The organism is Pseudomonas sp. N40(2020) (assembly GCF_014472415.1).
Lineage (GTDB): Bacteria > Pseudomonadota > Gammaproteobacteria > Pseudomonadales > Pseudomonadaceae > Aquipseudomonas.
On record NZ_JACSZV010000006.1, the window covers coordinates 72552 to 92398 of the forward strand.

The window sequence follows — 19847 nt, forward strand, 5'->3', positions numbered from 1 at the left end:
TGCAGTGACATCACCCACGAGCCAGAACCTTACGCAGTGCGTCGAGGAAGCGGCTGTTTTCCGCCGGCAGACCGATCGTCACCCGCAGGTGGTTCGGCATGCCGTAATTGGCCACGGGACGCACGATCACGCCTTCGCGCAGCAAGCCCTGGAAAACCGGAGCCGCCACCTGACCGAGATCGACGCAAATGAAGTTGCCCTTGGACTCGATCCAGCCCAAATCCAGCTCCCGGAAACCGGCTTGCAGTTGCTGCATGCCTGACTCGTTGAGCTGACGGCTTTGCGCCAGATACTCTTCGTCTTTCAACGCCGCACACGCCGCGGCCAACGCCAGGCTGTTGACGTTGAACGGCTGGCGAACACGGTTCAGCACATCCGCCACTACCGGAGTGGACAGGCCATAGCCAACACGCAACGCCGCCAGACCATAAGCTTTGGAGAAGGTGCGCGAGACCAGCAGGTTCGGATACGCCGCAAGGAAATCCAGACCATCCGGCAAGTCGCTGCCTTCGGCATACTCGATGTACGCCTCGTCCAGCACTACCAGTACATGCTCCGGAACATCCTGCAGGAACTCGTCCAGCGCTTCGGCGCCGAACCAGGTACCGGTCGGGTTGTTCGGGTTGGCGATGAACACCACGCGGGTGTTGGCGTCGATAGCGGCGAGCATGGCAGGCAGGTCGTGCCCCCAATCCTTTGCCGGAACCACTTTGGCCTGCGCGCCGACTGCCTGGGTGGCGATCGGATACACCGCGAACGCGTGCTCACTGAACACGGCATTCAGGCCCGGCGCCAGATAGGCGCGCGCGACCAGTTCGAGAATGTCGTTGGAGCCGTTGCCAAGGGTGACTTGATTCAGCTCAACGCGGCACTGTTCAGCCAACAGGGACTTCAGCGCGAAGCCGTTGCCATCCGGATAACGGGTCAGCTCGGCCAGCTCTTCGCGGATCGCCGCCAAGGCTTTCGGACTGGCGCCCAGCGGGTTTTCGTTGCTGGCCAGTTTGACGATTTTCGCCGGATCCAGATCCAGCTCGCGCGCCAGTTCGTCCACAGGCTTGCCCGGAACGTAAGGCGAAAGTTGTTGCACGCCCGGCTGTGCCAGAGCGAGGAAATTGCCACTCATTTACTACCGCCCCTTACAGAACTGCTTTCGGGTAGGAACCCAGCACTTTGAGTGCTACTGCTTCCTGACTGATCTTTTCCAACACACCTTTGATCAATGGATCGCGGTGGTGGCCGACGAAGTCGATGAAGAACACGTAGGTCCACTTGCCGCTGCGCGACGGACGGGTTTCGATGCGGGTCAGGTCGATACCGTTGTCATGGAACGGCACCAACAGCTCATGAAGCGCGCCGGGCTTGTTGCTCATGGAAACGATGATCGATGTCTTGTCGTCGCCGGTCGGCGGCACTTCCTGGTTGCCGATCATCAGGAAGCGCGTGGAGTTGTCCGGGCGATCTTCGATCTTCTCGGCCAGACGGGTCAGGCCATAGAGGCCAGCCGCCATGTCACCGGCAATCGCCGCCGAGTTCCACTCACCTTTAACCCGCTTGGCCGCTTCGGCGTTGCTCGACACCGCTACGCGCTCAACATTCGGGTAATGCGCGTCCAGCCACTTGCGGCACTGCGCCAGCGACTGAGCGTGGGAATAGATGCGGCTGATGCTGTCGGTCTTGGTGTTTTCACCGACCAACAGGTGATGGTGGATGCGCAGCTCGACTTCGCCACAGATCACCATGTCGTGTTCGAGGAAGCTGTCCAGCGTGTGGTTGACCGCGCCTTCGGTGGAGTTCTCCACTGGCACCACGCCAAAGTTCACTGCACCGGCGGCCACTTCACGGAACACTTCGTCGATCGCCGCCATCGGCTTGCTGATCACTGCGTGACCGAAGTGTTTCATGGCGGCCGCTTGGGTAAAGGTGCCTTCAGGGCCGAGGTAAGCCACTTTCAGCGGCTGCTCCAGCGCCAGGCACGAAGACATGATTTCGCGGAACAACCGCGCCATCTCTTCGTTGCCCAGCGGCCCCTGGTTACGCTCCATCACCCGCTTGAGCACCTGAGCTTCGCGCTCGGGACGATAGAACACCGGCACTTCGCCTTCGGCCAGCGAGGCCATCTTTACTCGCGCGACTTCCTGGGCGCAACGCGCACGCTCACTGATCAGCTCCATGACCTTGGTGTCCAGAGCGTCAATGCGAACGCGCAGTGCCTTGAGTTCTTGCTCGGACATCAGCCGTGTTCCTTCTCGAATTCAGCCATGTACGCCACCAGCGCATTGACGGCGGTGATGTCGACGGCGTTGTAGATGGAGGCGCGCATGCCGCCCACGGAGCGGTGGCCCTTGAGGTTGAGCAGACCGCGCTCTTCGGCACCGACCAGGAACGGCTTGTCCAGACGATCATCAGCGAGGCGGAACGGCACGTTCATCCACGAGCGATCCGACTTGTTGATCGGATTGCTGTAGAGGCCGCTGGCATCGATGAAGTCATACAGCGTGCGCTGCTTGACGTCGTTCAGCTTGGCAATCGCTTCGACGCCGCCCTGCTCTTTCAGCCACTGGAACACCAGACCGGACAGGTACCAGGCCAGGGTCGGCGGAGTGTTGTACATCGAGCCGTTATCGGCCGCGACTTTGTAGTTGAGCATGGTCGGGCACAGCGAACGCGCCTTGCCCAACAGGTCTTCGCGGATAATGTTGACCACGATGCCGCTCGGGCCGATGTTCTTCTGCGCGCCGGCGTAGATCATGCCGAAACGCGAAATGTCGACTGGACGCGAGAGGATGTCCGAAGACATGTCAGCAACCAATGGCACGTCGCCGGTTTCCGGGATCCACTGGAATTCCAGACCGCCGATGGTTTCGTTCGGTGCGTAGTGAACGTAAGCGGCATCCTTGGACAGGTTCCACTCGTTCTGACCCGGGATGGCGAAATAGTCATAAGGCTTGGCGGTAGCGGCAACGTTGACGTGACCGTAACGCGAAGCTTCTTCGATGGCTTTCTGCGACCAGATACCGGTGTCGATATAGTCAGCCGAGCCGCCTTCAGGCAACAGATTCAGCGGGATCTGCGCAAACTGCTGGCTGGCGCCACCCTGCAGAAACAGCACTTTATAGTTCGAAGGGATATTCAGCAGGTCACGCAGATCCTGCTCGGCCTGATTGGCAATGGACACGAACTCATCGCTGCGATGGCTCATTTCCATAACCGACAGACCCTTGCCGTGCCAGTCAAGGAGTTCACCTTGGGCGCGTTGCAGGACAGCTTCGGGAAGCGCCGCAGGGCCGGCGCAGAAGTTATAGGCTCGCTTGCTCACATCCAATCTCGCTCTGACTTGGTGATACACAATAAATCTGTAATTCGGTAACTCTGCACTTCAGAAACTTTCATACCGGACAAATAACAAGGGGGCGAATTCTCATCCGCCCCCTCGCTTGTCCGCTTATTCCTGCGGTTCTTCGTCAGTTGCGGCGTCGAGTTGCTGGTCTTCGGCAACGTCGTCAATCACGACCTCCGCGCCAGACACCAACCCTTCTTCACCTTCGAGCTCTTCGCCCTCGACTTCCGACGGCTCCTGAACCCGCTCCAGACCGACCAGCGTTTCATCAGTGGCCAGTTTGATCAGGGTCACACCCTGGGTGTTGCGACCCAGGCTGGACACTTCATCAACACGAGTCCGCACCAGTGTGCCCTGGTCGGAAATCAGCATGATTTCCTCGCCTTCCTGCACCTGGATCGCACCGACAAGCTTGCCGTTGCGCTCTTTGGTGACCATGGCAATCACACCCTGACCACCGCGACCGCGGCGAGGGAATTTGCTCAGGGCGGTGCGCTTGCCGAAACCACGCTCGGAAGCGGTCAGAATCTGCGCGCCCGACTCAGGAATCAGCATGGAGATCAGTTTCTGATCCTTGAGGATCCGCATGCCGCGAATACCGCGCGCACCACGACCCATTTCACGCACTGCGGCTTCAGCGAAACGGATCACCTTGCCAGCGTCGGAGAACAGCATGATTTCTTTCGCGCCATCAGTGATGGCAGCTGCAATCAGCGTATCGCCTTCCTTGAGCTTCAAGGCGATCAAGCCATTGGAGCGCGGACGGGCGAAGCGTGCCAGCGGGGTCTTCTTGACGGTACCGGAAGCCGTGGCCATGAAGATGAATTCGCCGGTCGGCTCAGCCACCAGCTCGGCTGTTTCGCCGTCGATCTCTTCCAGCTCGGCAGCTTCTTCAGCTTCGACTACTTCGCCTTCGATGATCGCATCGTCAGCATCATCCTCATCGTCAGCACCGGCACGTTTTTGCAGGGCCTCGAGATCGATCTGCAGCATGGTGGTGATGGTTTCATCGGCTTCCAGCGGCAGCAGATTGACCAGCGGACGACCACGTGCAGCACGCGATGCTTCAGGGATTTCGTAAGTCTTCAGCCAGTACACCTTGCCTTTGCTGGAGAACAGCAACAGCGTGGAGTGACTGTTGGCAACCAGCAGGTGAGCAATGTAGTCCTCATCCTTGACGCCGGTCGCCGACTTGCCTTTACCGCCACGACGCTGAGCCTGGTACGCAGCCAGCGGCTGAGTCTTGGCGTAGCCACCGTGGGAGATGGTCACGACGCGCTCTTCTTCCGGGATCATGTCGCCCAGAGTCAGGTCGAGGCGTGCATCGAGAATCTCGGTGCGACGCTGATCGCCATATTCGGCGCGGATCACTTCCAGCTCTTCGCGGATCACTTCCATCAGGCGCACGGCACTGTTGAGGATGCGGATCAGCTCGCCGATCTGGTTGAGGATCTCTTGATACTCGGCCAGCAGCTTCTCGTGCTCCAGACCGGTCAGACGGTGCAGACGCAGTTCCAGAATGGCTTGCGCCTGCTCTGGCGACAGGAAGTACTTGCCTTCGCGCAGACCGTATTGCGTATCGAGGTTTTCCGGGCGGCACGAATCGGCACCGGCACGTTCAACCATCGCCACTACCGCCGAGGACTCCCAAGGCGTGCTGATCAGCGCTTCCTTGGCTTCCGATGGGGTTGGCGAAGCTTTGATCAGGGCGATCACCGGGTCGATGTTCGACAGGGCAACGGCCTGGCCTTCAAGGATGTGACCACGCTCGCGCGCCTTGCGCAGTTCGAACACGGTACGGCGGGTAACGACTTCGCGACGGTGACGAACGAAGGCTTCCAGCAGATCCTTGAGATTCAGAATCCGCGGACGGCCATCAATCAGAGCGACGATGTTGATGCCGAACACGCTTTGCAGCTGGGTCTGAGCGTAGAGGTTGTTGAGGATCACCTCAGGCACTTCGCCGCGACGCAGTTCGATCACGACGCGCATACCGTCCTTGTCGGACTCGTCGCGCAGTTCAGTGATGCCTTCAAGCTTCTTCTCTTTTACCAGCTCGGCGATCTTCTCGATCAGACGCGCCTTGTTCAACTGGTAAGGAAGTTCGGTGATAACGATCTGCTGACGACCACCGACCTTGTCGATGTCTTCAACGATCGAACGCGCACGCATGTAAATGCGCCCACGACCGGTGCGGTAGGCCTCGATGATACCTGCGCGACCGTTGATGATCGCGGCAGTCGGGAAGTCCGGACCGGGGATGTATTGCATCAGCTCGTCGACAGTCAGCTCGGGATTGTCGATGAGCGCCAGGCAACCGTCGATGACTTCACCGAGGTTGTGTGGCGGGATGTTGGTTGCCATGCCCACAGCGATACCACTGGAACCGTTGACCAGCAGGTTGGGAATACGGGTCGGCATGACCGCCGGGATCATTTCCGTGCCGTCGTAGTTCGGCACCCAATCCACGGTTTCCTTGTGCAAGTCAGCCAGCAGCTCGTGCGCCAGCTTGGTCATGCGCACTTCGGTGTATCGCATGGCGGCAGCGTTGTCGCCGTCCACCGAACCGAAGTTGCCCTGACCGTCGACCAACAGGTAGCGCAGGGAGAAAGGCTGAGCCATACGTACGATGGTGTCGTAGACGGCAGTGTCACCGTGCGGGTGATATTTACCGATCACGTCACCGACAACACGGGCAGATTTCTTGTACGGCTTGTTGAAGTCGTTGCCCAGCTCGCTCATCGCGAACAGCACGCGGCGGTGCACGGGCTTCAAGCCATCGCGCGCATCCGGCAGTGCACGGCCGACGATCACGCTCATCGCGTAATCGAGGTAGGACTGTTTCAGCTCGTCTTCGATATTGACCGGGAGGATTTCTTTGGCCAGTTCGCCCATGAGAAGCCTGATTCCTTTTTCTGGTGAAACCTCGTCATATCCATAGGGATCACGAAGCTCGTCGATGCAGACTGAGTGCCATGCGCCGACTTACGACAAATCAACAAGTTGAACCCTGGATTTGCGCAGTGAAGACAACCCTGTGGGACTGCCTCGGAAAACGCCGGATGCTACCACAATCGCCGCCACGCACCTATCCCTCCATAGCCTGCCAACACCATTAATCTGACACAAAACCGCCTCAGAACGCCTTCAGCGCCGCCTTCCATGATCCAGAGGCAATTTTTACCTATCGAAATGCACCCGTCCGCTCCGTCTTCAGCGCCGAGAAGACTCCAGATCAGCAAAAAATAATTTGAGTGGTTCCTGTAGCGTCATAAAAAGTGTGACGGTGAAGTCTTTTTTTGCTCAAATGCGCAGCTCGATTATACGCATCGCAATAAATGTCTGACTGAAATGCTCTAGCGAGCACAATCAGCCGGCTCGCCATATGGCAAAGAAGCGTAGTTTTATTTCTTAGGGATAAGCTTTCGTGACATCCAATGCTCCCCCGCTCGTCGTAGACCTAGACGGCACCCTCCTTCGTTCGGACCTCTTGCTTGAGACAGGCATTGCTTTTCTAAGAAGCAACCCCCTTCAACTGTTGAAACCATTCATCTGGTTACTAAAAGGCAAAGCCTCGCTCAAGGAAGGCCTTGCCAAGGACAGTCACGTTGACGTTACGGTATTACCGTATGACCCTGCCGTCATAACGCTGATCGAACAGGCGCGCGCGAGTGGTCGCAGCATCGTTTTGGCGACTGCAAGTCATATTAGCCTGGCGAACAGAGTCGCCGACCACTTGCAACTTTTCGACAAGGTAGTGGCGACTAATGGCAGCCTTAATCTCTCGTCACACCGCAAACGTGACCTGCTGGTTGAGCAGTATGGAAACGAAGGGTTCGATTACATCGGCAACTCCCTGGATGACATCGCCGTATGGGCCAGCGCGCGTAAAGCTTATATAGTCAATCCGGAGCGCGGCGTCGAACAGCGCGCAGCGGCTCAGGGTAATGTTGAGGAAGTCATTCACTCCAACACCACCAGACCCAGAGACTGGATAAAAGCCCTGCGCCTTCACCAGTGGATGAAGAACATACTCATCTTCGTGCCTCTGCTGACTGCGCATCAGCTGACTAACATTCCGTTCGTCTTGCAAGGTCTGCTGGCCTTCCTGTTCTTTGGCCTTTGCGCATCCAGTGTATATCTGCTGAACGACCTGCTCGATCTCAATGATGACCGCCATCATAAATCCAAACGTAACCGACCCTTTGCATCCGGAAAACTGAGCATACTTGCAGGACTGCTGGCCTTTCCGTCTTTATTGGGTATCGCCTTCATAGGCTCTGCGGTCCTTTTGCCCTGGGAGTTCACCGCAACTCTGATTGGATACTACATATTGACGCTGGCCTACTCGCTTTCTATGAAGCGCAAAATGGTCGTTGATGTCATTTCGCTCGCATCGCTTTACACCATTCGCATCATTGCGGGTGCCTGCGCGCTGAACCTGGAGCTCACATTCTGGATTCTCGCTTTCTCGATGTTCATGTTCCTGAGCCTGGCGCTGGTCAAACGCTATGCCGAACTGCGTGAAGCCAAGCACAGTGGCCGCACGGAAAAAACCCGAGGCCGAGGGTATTATCCTGACGACCTCGAAATGATTTCCTCTCTGGGAGCCGCTTCGGGCTATCTGGCTGTCATGGTATTGGCAATGTACATCCACGACCCCGCCACCACTCGCCTGTATTCACACCCGCAGATCATCTGGCTTGCCTGCCCGATTCTATTGTTCTGGATTTCCCGGATATGGATGCTGACGCATCGTGGAAAAATGCATGATGACCCCGTCATGTTCGCCGTCTCCGACCGCACCAGCATCGTTGCGGGCCTCTTGATGGGCCTGGTTTTCTGGGTAGCAGCGTGAATACCGATCTCTTATCCTGGGGGCGATACCCCCGTCTGCTCCAATCGGGACATAGCGCCAACTGGCGAATGGATCTGCCCGCACTGATAGAAACTGTCAGCCGCACCTATGGCAGCACACTCCCGTTCGGCAACGGACGCAGCTATGGAGACAGCTGCTTGGCCGCCAGTGACCACGTGCTGAATATGCGCGCACTTGATCGCTTCATTGAGGTCGACTGGCAAAACGGCAGAGTCACGGCTGAAGCAGGCGTAACACTGGCGCAAATTCTGGAGATATCCATCCCTAACGGCTGGTTCCTCGCAGTGACGCCCGGCACACAATTCGTGACACTGGGAGGCGCGATAGCCAACGACGTGCATGGCAAGAATCACCACGTACGCGGCACCTTTGGCAATCATGTCACGGAATTTGGCCTGCTGCATAAAAACGAAACGCTCATCTGCAGCCCGACACAAGACCAGGCGCTGTTTCGTGCCACGATTGGCGGCCTGGGCCTCACCGGGGTAGTGAGCTGGGCGCAGATACAACTGATTCCAATCCAGTCAAGTCAGATCGAAAGCACCCTTGTACGCTTCAACAATCTTGGTGAGTTCTTCGAGCTTTCCAGTCAGTTGGACCACCAGCATGAGTACAGCGTTGCCTGGATCGACTGCCTCGCCAAGGGAGCGCAACTGGGACGAGGAGTTTTCATCGTCGGCGACCATGCTCCTTATGGCTCATTAACCCTGAACAAGCGGAACAAACTGACGGTCCCGCTGACGCCACCGGTTTCCCTTATCAATAATCTGTCTTTGCGCGGTTTCAACGAAGCTTATTGGCGCAAGAGCCCGGTCAAGCGAACCCGCATTCGTAGCGAGTATGAGCCCTTCTTCTATCCGCTCGACAGAGTGCTGCACTGGAATCGAATTTACGGCAACGCCGGCTTTCAGCAATTTCAATGCGTCATTCCCGACGCCAACGCCCAAATCGCCATGACCCAGCTACTCAAGACCATTGCGGACTCCGGTAACGGTTCTTTTTTGGCTGTGCTCAAACGCTGCGGAGAATGCAACTCACCCGGCCTACTCTCTTTTCCGTTACCTGGCGCCTCTCTTGCACTGGATTTCCCGCAATCAGCAAGCCTGAAAAAGCTCTTCGCGCGCCTGGACGTAATTGTCAGAGAAGCCGGAGGCCGGATCTATCCAGCTAAGGATGCACATATGAGCGGTAGCGATTTCCGCACCGCTTACCCTGAGTGGGAGCAGGTTGAAGCCTTGCGTGACCCGTCTATGAATTCCCGCTTTTGGAAAAGGGTAACTGAATGAAACGAGTTTTGATCATTGGCGCAACCTCAGCGATCGCCACGGCATGCGCACGCCGCTGGGCCGCGGAAGGTAGTGAGTTTTTTCTGGTCGGCAGAAATCTTGAAAAACTTCAACAAACCGCCGCCGACCTTGAGAGCCGAGGGGCCAAAGCGACGGTTTTGCACACCATGGACGCTACTGACACAGGTACCCATGCCGCGATGCTTGAACACTGCATTGACGCCATGCGCCAGATCGATGTTGCCTTGATCGCACACGGCACCCTCCCCGATCAGCAGCAATGTGAGCAAGACCCTGCAGTAGCGCTCCAGGAGTTCAGCAACAACGGAACATCCGTCATTGCTTTACTGACATTGCTGTCGAACCAGTTTGAAACTCAGCGTTGCGGTACTCTCGCAGTGATTTCTTCAGTAGCCGGTGATCGCGGCCGCCCCTCCAATTATCTGTATGGCGCAGCCAAGGCTGCCGTCTCGACATTCTGCGAAGGATTGCGCGCCCGCATGTTCAAAGTCGGTGTACACGTGATCACCATCAAACCCGGCTTCGTCGATACGCCAATGACACACGGCTTAAAACTGCCGAAGGCACTGGTAGCCCAACCTGACCAAGTCGCAAAGAGAATTGCAGACGGCATAGATCGCAAAAAAGATGTGCTTTACGCACCTGGTTTCTGGGCGCTGATCATGCTGATTATTCGCTCGATTCCAAGATTTGTGTTCAAAAGAATAAATCTCTGAATTCAGTTAACTTTTTTTCGAAATGGGGTGACACCTTGAAGTTTTATAAACTTTCAAGTCAATATTTATCGTCAATACGCGGCATACAGCTAATCAGCCTGACAACGCTAGCCTATGCATTTTACATAGCTCTGAATTACGCCGGACAACCGCTGATTGAGCTCTTTGGCTTCAGACAAACACAAACAGCCCTGACCTCTTTCTGGTTTATTCAGGAAGGCTACAAACTTGCCTATGAGACTCCGGTTTCCGGTGCACCCTGGTCGATCCCTTTCGAATTCCCGCTCTACCAAGCGATCGTTGCGTTTATTTCTCAGCTGCTTGACAGCGATCTTGGCAAAACCGGAAGACTGGTTTCTTTTGCCTTCCTGGTCCTTTGTATCTACCCCGCCAACGAAATTTGCAAATCGCTCAAGCTGAGCCGAAGCAGTTTCTATCTGTTTGTTGGCCTGCTTTTTTCCAGCCCTATATATCTGTTCTGGGGCAGAACATTCATGATCGAGACAATGGCACTGTTCTTTGCCGTTCTTGCGATCAAATACTTTCTGGATTTCCTCAACGCAAAAGCAAAATGGGCGGCGGTAGGCTTTTTCGTATGCATTTCGCTGGCCATTCTTCAGAAAGCGACAACCGGTTTGCCGGTGCTCGCGGTTCTGGCCTTCGTCTTCCTGTTTTACGAAATTGGCAGAAACAAGAGCATCGTCGGCGCAATTTCCATCAGAAATATCATCTGGGCACTCACCCTGTTCGCACTGCCGATTGTCATTGGCTACGGTTGGACGTTCTACACCGATATCATTAAATCCAAAAATGAGTTCGGGATGAGCATTACCTCTCAAAGCCTCTCTGCATGGAACTGGGGGACACTGACACAGCGCCTCTCTCTGCCGCTCTACTCTGATGTCATCTGGTCGAGAATTATCAAGGGAAACCTGTCGGGCATCTTCGGCATTGCAATCATCCTGAGTGCTTTGCTTCTGTCGAAAAGCAATAAGCTGAGATTCATTATTGTTGCAGCCTGTGCACTGGGCATATTGCCTCTGTTTATCTTCACCAATCTCCACCTTGTGCACACCTACTACCAGTCCGCCAATGTCATTTTCCTCATATTTGCTCTGGCAGTCGCCGTTGCCGAAGGTCTGGAGGGAGCCCGCCGGACAGTGATCTCGGCAATTGTTTTCCTCGCCTTGGTACTGAACAACTACGGCGCCTTCGCCAATGACTATTTCAATAAGGTTCGTGAAGATCTCAACATCGGCAACTCCCGGGATTTGATGTTGGGTGAGGCGCTTAAAAGGAACATTTCTCATGGCGAGGGGCTTGTGGTGTATGGCAATGACTGGAGTTCCTCGATCGCTTACTATGCCGAACATAAATCCTTCACCGTACCGGATCGGTTCCGCAACCTGAACAAAGTCATCAATACGCCCGAAGCCTATTTGGGCGGCCTGCCTCTGGGCGCGATTTCCTCCTGCCCGGAAGCGCCGGTACCCAGCGTGCGCCAATTGGTTGACTGGAAGCACAACGGCACCCAATGGAAAGCTGCTGAAGTCTGGAACTGCATTGTCGCCTTTCCCGAGAAAACCATCGGCCTGGATTTGCCGAAGGTGAAGACAGACTGCCAAGGCAATCTGGACTATGTAGGCGATACGACGAGCAAGACGCCTGACACTGTTCAGTTCAAAGGCTGGACAACGATTGATGGTTCGCAGAATACAATCCCGTCGCAAGTCTATATAACCCTGACCGACGCGAATGGAGCCGTGAAGTACTACAACGCGGTTCAATCCTACTATTACGGTGTGGGCGACCTGTTCAATCGCCGAGACATAGTCAATGCAGGTTTTGGAAGAATCATCGACACCTCCACCCTGTCCGGAAAATATACCGTAGGTGTCGAGCGAGTCGTGGATCAACAAATGCAGGTCTGCCAATTCAGCAAAGAACTTCAGGTTAATAAAAAATGACCAGTATTAATCTCAAAGAGCGGATTATTCTTCCGGGCGGCGCTGGCCTCGTTGGGCAAAACCTGGTTGCACGCCTTAAAGCGAAGGGCTACGAGAATATCGTGGTCATCGACAAGCACGTCAAGAACTTGGAAATCCTCAAACAGGTACAGCCGGAAATCACGACGGTACTTGCCGACCTGTCCAAACCAGGAGACTGGCAAGAGTATTTCGTCGGGGCAGATGTAGTGGTCATGCTGCAAGCACAGATCGGCGGCAACGACTACAGCGACTTCGTCCACAATAATGTGGACGCAACACGCCTGATCCTTGACGCGATCAAGACCAACAACATCCCGTACCTGGTACATATCAGCTCCTCGGTCGTTGAATCCGTGGCTGATGATTTTTATACCAATACAAAGAAAGACCAGGAAAAAATGGTTCTGGCCAGCGGCATCCCGTGCCCGATACTGCGGCCGACGCTGATGTTTGGCTGGTTTGACCGCAAGCACCTGGGCTGGCTGTCCCGCTTCATGAAAAAGGTTCCGGTATTTCCGATCCCGGGCCACGGCCGTTATATGCGTCAGCCCCTGTACGTGGGTGACTTCTGCAATGTCATCATCAGTTGCATCGAACAGCGAGTTCATGACGGAACGTTCAATATCTCGGGCCATGAAAAAATTGATTACATCGATATCATCCGTGAAATAAAGCGCGCCACACACGCTAAAACTATTATTGCAAAAATACCTTACAGCATTTTTTACGGCCTTATCTGGACGTGGAGCCTGTTTGACAAAAACCCGCCGTTTACCACACAGCAGCTTGCATCTCTCAGCGCGAAAGACGAGTTCGAAGTCAACGATTGGCCCGGTACCTTTAACGTGCCCTATACCCTATTCGCTGCGGCCGTGAACGAAACGTTCAATGATCCGAAGTACAGTAAAGTTGTTTTGGAGTTTTAAGCATGGCGCAACGAATTGCTGTTCTAGGTGCAGGCCCAATGGGATTGGCCGTGGCCTATCAGTTAGCACGCGATGGCCATACACCCGTCATTTTCGAAGCCGATGACCGTGTGGGCGGGATGACCGCGCCCTTCGATTTTTCGGGCTTGAGTATTGAGCGCTACTATCACTTCCACTGCATTTCCGACCATGCCTTTCTTAAAGTTCTGGACGAATTGGGCCTGGCGGGGGAAATGCGCTGGACCGAAACCAAAATGGGCTACTGGTATCAGAACCGACTTCAGGCCTGGGGCAACCCAATCGCGCTGCTGAAGTTCAAAGGACTGAGCCTGACAGCGAAATTCCGTTACGGTCTGCATGCGTTTCTGTCGACCAAGCGCAACGACTGGAAGCCGCTGGACAATGTTGAAGCGACTGGCTGGATCAAGCGCTGGGTGGGTAACGAAGCGTGGGAGGTTCTTTGGCGTCGCCTGTTCGACTATAAGTTCTATGACCACACTGGCAACCTCTCCGCGGCCTGGATCTGGAGCCGCATTCGCCGCATTGGCAGATCCCGGTACAGCCTGTTCAAGGAAAAACTGGGCTATCTGGAGGGCGGATCGGAAACACTACTGAATGCGCTGGCGCAGGATATTCGCCTACACGGTGGTGAAATCCGCCTGAAAGCCTCAGTCACTCGAGTAGTGATCGAAAATGGCGTGGTAAAAGGCGTCGAGGTTGAGGGCATGGTCGAGCCATTCGACAAAGTCATCAGCACCATCCCACTACCTTACGTGCCAAAAGTCATGCCCGATCTGCCTGACGAGATCTTGCAGCGCTTCAAGGCGCTGAAAAATATCGCGGTGGTGTGTGTAATTGTAAAATTGCGCAAGGCATTGACAGAGAACTTCTGGCTAAACACCAATGACCCCGAAATGGATATTCCAGGGCTGGTCGAATACAGCAATTTACGTCCGATGAAAGAACACATTGTCTATGTGCCTTTCTACGTACCGGGCGAGCATCCAAAATTTCAGGAACCTAACGAGGTGTTCCTGGATAAAGTTCGTCGATATCTAAAGAAAATCAATCCGGCACTGACCGATGATGATTTCATTGATATTTATGCCAGCCGTTACCGTTACGCCCAACCCATCTGTGATCCTGGCTATCTCGACCGGTTGCCACCGGTACAGTTACCGGTAAAGGGTCTATGGGTCGCGGATACGTCTTATTACTACCCCGAAGATCGAGGCATCTCTGAAAGTATCGATTTCGGGCGAAAAATGGCCAAGGATGCTGCAGAGTGAAAGAAACACTGATGAGCCGGCAGTTCCTGGCGTTTCTTCTGACGGGCGGCACCGCTGCCGCCGTCAACTTTTGCTCCAGACTACTCTACAGCCTTTGGTTCGACTTTTCGACAGCTGTCATTCTAGCTTACATCACCGGGATGATTACGGCGTTTGTACTGGCCAGGCTTTTTGTATTCCGGGACAGTAGCCAATCAACGCACCGATCGGCGTTTTTTTTCATACTGGTGAATCTAGTCGCAGTGGCGCAAACCTGGTTGATCAGCCTGGGACTTGCACACTATTTACTTCCCGCCATCGGAATAACACTTTTTGCCAACGAGATCGCTCATGCGGTCGGCATCATAGTTCCAGTGTTTACCAGCTATTTGGGACATAAACGCTGGTCGTTCAAGTAATTCGCTGACGGCTGCAAAAAATGTCAGCCGACGCGCCTGCACCTTTCTATTCATAACAGTACGGTCTGCGATCCGAAGCCCGTACTGTCATGATCAGGTTTTCTTCCATCCTTTCAATGCAGGCGCTTGCGGCACATCAACTGCGCCATTTTCGCGGTGTCCGGACGCTCGACGATGCCCTTCTCGGTAACAATCGCATCGATCAAGTCTGCCGGCGTCACGTCAAACACTGGGTTGAACGCTTCAACGTCCGCCCCGACACGCTTGCCACCGACTTCCAGCAACTCGGCGCCGTCACGCTCTTCGATCGGAATGTCATCACCACTGGCCAGATTCATGTCGATGGTCGAACTCGGCGCCACCACCATGAAACGCACGCCGTGGTGCATGGCGTTGACCGCCAGTTGGTAGGTGCCGATCTTGTTGGCCACATCACCATTGGCGGTAATGCGGTCAGCGCCGACGATCACCCAAGTCACACCTTTGGTTTTCATGATGTGCGCGGCGGCGGAGTCAGCATTGAGGGTCACAGGAATGCCTTCGTTGGCCAGCTCCCACGCGGTCAGGCGCGAGCCTTGCAGCCATGGTCGGGTTTCGTCTGCATAAACGCGTTCAACCATCCCCTCAAGGAAAGCCGCTCGAATGACCCCCAGCGCCGTGCCGAAACCGCCGGTGGCAAGGGCACCGGTGTTGCAGTGGGTGAGAATCGCCTGCGCGTTGCCCTGATGCTTGCGGATCAAATCGACACCCAATTGCGCCATGGTCAGGTTTGCTTCGCGGTCACTTTCATGTATGGCGATAGCTTCGGCTTCCAGGGCCGCAAGAGGATCGGCATTTTCTTTCAGACGATCCAGCCGATCGTGCATGCGACCCAGCGCCCAGAACAGATTGACTGCGGTCGGACGGGAATCGGCCAACAGGGCGAAATCCTCTTCCAGCGCCGCATACCAGTCGCCACCTTCGGCAATCCGTGCGCGGGCCGCGAGCACGATGCCATAAGCCGCGCTGATACCGATGGCCGGCGCGCCACGCACCACCATCGAGCGAATCGCCTCGGCCACGCCGGCGGCGCTGGTGTAGGCGATCCAGTTTTCCTCGAACGGCAAAATACGCTGATCCAGCAGGTGGAGCGCGCCATCTCGCCAATCGATGGCCTTTACTTTCTCCGCAGCCAACAGTCGATCGCGCATCCCTCACCCCGCACTCATGAACAAAAGCCGCCGATTATAGCGATCCCCCCGCGAAGACGCTCGGGTATACTTCGCCATCCTTTACAAAAGCACTGGAACCGACCCTCGATGCCGAAACCTGCCATTGCGCTCGACTTATTATTGCTGCCGACCTGGCTGGTACCCGTCGAACCCGCAGGCGTTGTGCTCAAGGAGCATGGCCTGGGCATCCGCGACGGTCGCATCGTGTTTATCGGCCCACGCGCCGAAGCGTTGAAGTGTAATGCCACGCAAGTACGCGAATTGCCGGATGTTCTGCTCAGCCCCGGCCTGATCAACGCCCATGGCCACGCCGCAATGACGTTGTTCCGCGGCCTGGCCGATGATCTGCCGCTGATGACCTGGCTGGAAAACCACATTTGGCCGGCCGAAGCCAAATGGGTCGATGAAGACTTCGTCCGTGATGGCACCGACCTCGCAATCGCCGAGCAGATCAAGGGCGGCATCACCTGCTTTTCGGACATGTACTTCTTCCCGAAAGTTGCCAGCGAGCGCGTGCACAACAGCGGCATCCGCGCACAGATCGCCATTCCGATCCTCGACTTCCCGATTCCTGGCGCCAGCAACGCGGATGAGGCCATTCGTCAGGGCGTCGAGTTGTTCGGCGATCTGAAGCATCACGAACGGATCAAGATCACCTTCGGCCCTCATGCACCCTACACCGTCGGCGACGAGAACCTTGAGAAAATCCGCGTGATTGCGGAGGAACTGGACGCGTCGATCCACATGCACGTCCACGAAACCGCCTTCGAAGTGCAGCAAGCGGTCGAACAGCGCGGCGAACGGCCACTCGCCCGCCTCGGCCGTCTGGGCCTGCTCGGCCCGCGTTTCCAGGCCGTGCACATGACCCAGATCAGCGATGAAGACCTGGCGTTGCTGGTAGAAAGCAACACCAACATCATCCATTGCCCGGAATCGAACCTGAAACTCGCCAGCGGCTTCTGTCCCGTCGAGCGTCTGTGGCAAGCCGGGGTCAACGTTGCGGTCGGCACTGATGGCGCGGCCAGCAACAATGATCTGGATCTGCTCGGTGAGACCCGCACCGCTGCCTTGCTGGCCAAAGCCGTCGCCGGCTCGGCTACCGCGCTCGATGCCCATCGCGCCCTGCGCATGGCCACACTGAACGGCGCACGCGCCTTGGGGATCGAAAGCGAAACGGGCTCGCTGGAAATCGGCAAAGCCGCGGACATTGTCGCCTTCGACCTGTCTGGCCTGGCGCAGCAACCGGTGTACGACCCGGTTTCACAGCTTATATACGCCACCGGTCGCGATTGCGTGAAACACCTGTGGGTCGCCGGCAAACAATTGCTTGACGAACGGCGCCTGACCCGCATGGATGAAGAACAGCTTGGCGCTACTGCGCGAGCCTGGGGCCAGCGCATCAGCGGCCACACCGAATCGTAAACATCCCGGCACACACGCCAGGGCTACAGCCTTTTTCAAGTTTTTCGAGGAATTGAACATGAGCAACGTCGACCACGCTGAAATCGCCAAATTCGAAGCCCTGGCCCATCGTTGGTGGGATCGCGAAAGCGAATTCAAACCGCTGCACGACATTAACCCGCTGCGGGTCAACTGGATTGACGAACGGGTCAATCTGGCCGGCAAGAAAGTCCTCGACGTTGGCTGCGGTGGCGGCATCTTGAGCGAAGCCATGGCGCAACGTGGTGCCACCGTAATGGGTATCGACATGGGCGAAGCGCCACTGGCAGTCGCGCAACTGCATCAGCTGGAATCCGGCGTCAGCGTCGAGTACCGCCAGATCACCGCCGAAGCCCTGGCCGAAGAGATGCCTGAGCAGTTCGACGTGGTGACCTGCCTGGAAATGCTTGAGCACGTACCGGACCCTTCTTCGGTCATCCGTGCTTGCTTCCGCATGGTCAAGCCGGGCGGCCAAGTGTTCTTCTCGACCATCAACCGCAACCCGAAGGCCTACCTGTTCGCCATCATCGGCGCCGAATACATCATGAAGCTGTTGCCGCGCGGCACCCACGACTTCAAGAAATTCATTCGTCCATCCGAGCTGGGCGCCTGGAGTCGCATGGCCGGCCTGACCGTCAAGGACATCATCGGCCTGACCTACAACCCGCTGACCAAGCACTACAAACTGGCCAGCGACGTTGACGTCAACTACATGATCCAGACCCTGCGCGAGGAGTAAGCCGATGGCCATCAGAGCAGTTCTTTTCGACATGGACGGCACCCTGCTCGACACCGCGCCGGATTTCATCGCCATCTGCCAGGCGATGCGCGCGGATCGTGGTTTGCCGCCGATCAACGACAAGCACATCCGCGACGAGATTTCCGGCGGCGCCAAAGCCATGGTCGCGGTGACGTTTTCGATGGATCCGGAATCGCCTGGGTTCGAGGAGTTGCGCCTGGAGTTCCTTGAGCGCTACCTCGTCGGCTGCGCGGTGCACAGCAAGCTGTTCGACGGCATGGAAGAACTGCTGGCCGACATTGAAAAGGCCAACCTGATCTGGGGCGTGGTCACCAACAAACCGCTGCGCTTCGCCGAGCCGATCATGCAACAGCTGGGGCTGGCCGAGCGCTCGGCGCTGCTGATCTGCCCGGATCACGTGAAGAACAGCAAACCGGACCCGGAGCCGCTGATCCTCGCGTGCAAGATGCTTGATCTGGATCCGTCGACCGTTCTGTTTGTAGGCGATGATCTGCGCGATATCGAGTCGGGGCGTGATGCCGGGACCAAAACGGCCGCAGTGACCTATGGCTACATTCACCCGGACGACAACCCGCGGCATTGGGGTGCGGATGTGGTGGTGGATCATCCGCTGGAGTTGCGCAAGGTGCTTGATAGCGCGCTTTGCAGCTGCTGAGACCTGACGCAGAGCGTCATTGGCTGCATTCCTTTGCTGCGCATGGGAACGATCTGACTGTTGATGAGGTGTTTATGTTTGATTACTCCGCTCGCCCCGAATTGCTCAAGGATCGGGTCATTCTGGTCACCGGTGCCGGTCGCGGTATCGGCGCGGCTGCCGCGAAAACCTACGCGGCCCACGGCGCAACCGTCCTGCTGCTGGGCAAGACCGAAGCCAATCTGACACAGGTCTACGACGAGATCGAAGCTGCGGGCCATCCGCAACCGGCAGTGATTCCCTTCAACCTCGAGACCGCCCTGCCCCATCAGTACGATGAGCTGGCAGCGATGATCGAGACCGAGTTCGGCCACCTCGACGGCCTGCTGCACAACGCCTCGATCATTGGCCCGCGCACGCCGATCGAGCAACTGTCGGGCGAAAACTTCATGCGCGTCATGCAGGTCAACGTCAATGCGATGTTCATGCTGACCAGCACGTTGTTGCCGCTGCTCAAGCTGTCGCAGGATGCTTCGGTGGTGTTCACCTCCAGCAGCGTCGGACGCAAGGGTCGCGCTTACTGGGGCGCTTACGGTGTGTCGAAGTTCGCCACCGAAGGCCTGATGCAGACCCTGGCCGACGAAGTCGACGGCGTGGCACCGGTACGCTCCAACAGCATCAACCCGGGCGGCACTCGCACCAGCATGCGTGCGCAGGCTTATCCGGGGGAAAACCCGCTGAACAACCCGACGCCGGAGGAGATAATGCCGGTCTACCTCTACTTGATGGGTCCGGACAGCACCGGGGTCAACGGCCAGGCATTCAACGCGCAGTAATGCCATACGTCGCATTTGTTGCCGTGGCGGATTCCCGTCGCGGCAGTCATTTAACGCAATTAGCCGTCACAATATAGTCAAATATCCAGCACCCCTCTCTCTCATTTACATTCAACCCTTTGATTC

The 19847-nt window shown here is 56.4% G+C and carries 16 protein-coding genes; 11 read left to right on the top strand and 5 right to left on the bottom strand.

All coding sequences use genetic code 11. The features are described 5' to 3' along the window. Positions 1 to 10 precede the first annotated feature (10 nt). The 4 genes from hisC to gyrA all read right to left on the bottom strand — a co-directional run bounded on the left by hisC (position 11) and on the right by gyrA (position 6232). Positions 11 to 1123, bottom strand: coding sequence for a histidinol-phosphate transaminase (gene hisC / locus IAI51_RS06460; protein WP_187677722.1), 1113 nt, complete (start codon positions 1121 to 1123; stop codon positions 11 to 13). Positions 1124 to 1136: 13 nt separating this feature from the next. Beyond that, the gene (gene pheA / locus IAI51_RS06465; RefSeq protein WP_007908404.1) at positions 1137 to 2231 is read right to left on the bottom strand and encodes a prephenate dehydratase; all 1095 of its coding nucleotides are present in this window, start codon (positions 2229 to 2231) and stop codon (positions 1137 to 1139) included. After that, the gene (gene serC, locus IAI51_RS06470; protein WP_187677723.1) at positions 2231 to 3316 is read right to left on the bottom strand and encodes a 3-phosphoserine/phosphohydroxythreonine transaminase; all 1086 of its coding nucleotides are present in this window, start codon (positions 3314 to 3316) and stop codon (positions 2231 to 2233) included. The genes pheA and serC overlap by 1 nt, the downstream gene beginning before the upstream one ends. Positions 3317 to 3442: 126 nt before the next feature. Continuing rightward, positions 3443 to 6232, bottom strand: a complete 2790-nt coding sequence (gene gyrA, locus IAI51_RS06475; RefSeq protein WP_187677724.1) for a DNA gyrase subunit A — start codon at positions 6230 to 6232, stop codon at positions 3443 to 3445. A 532-nt stretch (positions 6233 to 6764) separates the two neighbouring features. Between gyrA and IAI51_RS06480 the strand changes: the two genes are divergently transcribed. The 7 genes from IAI51_RS06480 to IAI51_RS06510 are packed head-to-tail and all read left to right on the top strand — an operon-like array spanning position 6765 to position 14840. Beyond that, a complete protein-coding gene (locus tag IAI51_RS06480; RefSeq protein ID WP_187677725.1) occupies positions 6765 to 8195 on the top strand; it encodes a UbiA family prenyltransferase in 1431 nt (476 codons plus the stop codon). Next, positions 8192 to 9502 (top strand): FAD-binding protein, encoded by a 1311-nt coding sequence (locus IAI51_RS06485; protein ID WP_187677726.1) that lies wholly within the window; start codon positions 8192 to 8194, stop codon positions 9500 to 9502. The genes IAI51_RS06480 and IAI51_RS06485 overlap by 4 nt, the downstream gene beginning before the upstream one ends. Further along, on the top strand, positions 9499 to 10239 hold the full coding sequence (locus IAI51_RS06490; protein ID WP_187677727.1) for an SDR family oxidoreductase: 741 nt from the start codon (positions 9499 to 9501) through the stop codon (positions 10237 to 10239). Before IAI51_RS06485 ends, IAI51_RS06490 begins: the two co-directional genes overlap by 4 nt. Positions 10240 to 10274: 35 nt before the next feature. Further along, on the top strand, positions 10275 to 12206 hold the full coding sequence (locus tag IAI51_RS06495; protein WP_187677728.1) for an ArnT family glycosyltransferase: 1932 nt from the start codon (positions 10275 to 10277) through the stop codon (positions 12204 to 12206). Then, a complete protein-coding gene (locus tag IAI51_RS06500; RefSeq protein ID WP_187677729.1) occupies positions 12203 to 13153 on the top strand; it encodes an NAD-dependent epimerase/dehydratase family protein in 951 nt (316 codons plus the stop codon). The genes IAI51_RS06495 and IAI51_RS06500 overlap by 4 nt, the downstream gene beginning before the upstream one ends. Positions 13154 to 13155: 2 nt before the next feature. After that, on the top strand, positions 13156 to 14442 hold the full coding sequence (locus IAI51_RS06505) for an NAD(P)/FAD-dependent oxidoreductase (protein ID WP_187677730.1): 1287 nt from the start codon (positions 13156 to 13158) through the stop codon (positions 14440 to 14442). Continuing rightward, positions 14439 to 14840: a GtrA family protein gene (locus IAI51_RS06510; RefSeq protein WP_316249754.1), complete on the top strand. Its 402-nt coding sequence runs from the start codon at positions 14439 to 14441 to the stop codon at positions 14838 to 14840. Before IAI51_RS06505 ends, IAI51_RS06510 begins: the two co-directional genes overlap by 4 nt. A 113-nt stretch (positions 14841 to 14953) precedes the next feature. Here IAI51_RS06510 and mtnA read toward each other — a convergent pair whose 3' ends face one another. Further along, complete coding sequence (gene mtnA / locus IAI51_RS06515) at positions 14954 to 16030, bottom strand: S-methyl-5-thioribose-1-phosphate isomerase (RefSeq protein WP_187677731.1); 1077 nt, start codon at positions 16028 to 16030, stop codon at positions 14954 to 14956. 108 nt (positions 16031 to 16138) lie between these two features. Here mtnA and IAI51_RS06520 point away from each other — a divergent pair, with 108 nt between their 5' ends. The 4 genes from IAI51_RS06520 to IAI51_RS06535 all read left to right on the top strand — a co-directional run bounded on the left by IAI51_RS06520 (position 16139) and on the right by IAI51_RS06535 (position 19721). Next, positions 16139 to 17473: a TRZ/ATZ family hydrolase gene (locus IAI51_RS06520; protein ID WP_187677732.1), complete on the top strand. Its 1335-nt coding sequence runs from the start codon at positions 16139 to 16141 to the stop codon at positions 17471 to 17473. A 58-nt stretch (positions 17474 to 17531) separates the two neighbouring features. Then, positions 17532 to 18230: a bifunctional 2-polyprenyl-6-hydroxyphenol methylase/3-demethylubiquinol 3-O-methyltransferase UbiG gene (gene ubiG / locus IAI51_RS06525; protein ID WP_093435309.1), complete on the top strand. Its 699-nt coding sequence runs from the start codon at positions 17532 to 17534 to the stop codon at positions 18228 to 18230. A gap of 4 nt (positions 18231 to 18234) precedes the next feature. Then, entirely contained in the window at positions 18235 to 18906 is a 672-nt protein-coding gene (gene mupP, locus IAI51_RS06530) for an N-acetylmuramic acid 6-phosphate phosphatase MupP (protein WP_187677733.1), read from the top strand. A 74-nt stretch (positions 18907 to 18980) separates the two neighbouring features. After that, positions 18981 to 19721 carry a YciK family oxidoreductase gene (locus IAI51_RS06535; RefSeq protein WP_187677734.1) on the top strand — a complete coding sequence of 247 codons (741 nt, stop codon included), beginning with the start codon at positions 18981 to 18983 and terminating at the stop codon, positions 19719 to 19721. Positions 19722 to 19847 lie beyond the last annotated feature (126 nt).

Coding starts and splice junctions, on each gene's coding strand:
- IAI51_RS06500 (WP_187677729.1), top strand. CDS start 12,203: ATGACCAGTATTAATCTCAAAGAGCGGATTATTCTTCCGGGCGGCGCT.
- gyrA (WP_187677724.1), bottom strand. CDS start 6,232: ATGGGCGAACTGGCCAAAGAAATCCTCCCGGTCAATATCGAAGACGAG.
- IAI51_RS06520 (WP_187677732.1), top strand. CDS start 16,139: ATGCCGAAACCTGCCATTGCGCTCGACTTATTATTGCTGCCGACCTGG.
- IAI51_RS06490 (WP_187677727.1), top strand. CDS start 9,499: ATGAAACGAGTTTTGATCATTGGCGCAACCTCAGCGATCGCCACGGCA.
- mupP (WP_187677733.1), top strand. CDS start 18,235: ATGGCCATCAGAGCAGTTCTTTTCGACATGGACGGCACCCTGCTCGAC.
- pheA (WP_007908404.1), bottom strand. CDS start 2,231: ATGTCCGAGCAAGAACTCAAGGCACTGCGCGTTCGCATTGACGCTCTG.
- mtnA (WP_187677731.1), bottom strand. CDS start 16,030: ATGCGCGATCGACTGTTGGCTGCGGAGAAAGTAAAGGCCATCGATTGG.
- IAI51_RS06535 (WP_187677734.1), top strand. CDS start 18,981: ATGTTTGATTACTCCGCTCGCCCCGAATTGCTCAAGGATCGGGTCATT.
- ubiG (WP_093435309.1), top strand. CDS start 17,532: ATGAGCAACGTCGACCACGCTGAAATCGCCAAATTCGAAGCCCTGGCC.
- IAI51_RS06505 (WP_187677730.1), top strand. CDS start 13,156: ATGGCGCAACGAATTGCTGTTCTAGGTGCAGGCCCAATGGGATTGGCC.
- hisC (WP_187677722.1), bottom strand. CDS start 1,123: ATGAGTGGCAATTTCCTCGCTCTGGCACAGCCGGGCGTGCAACAACTT.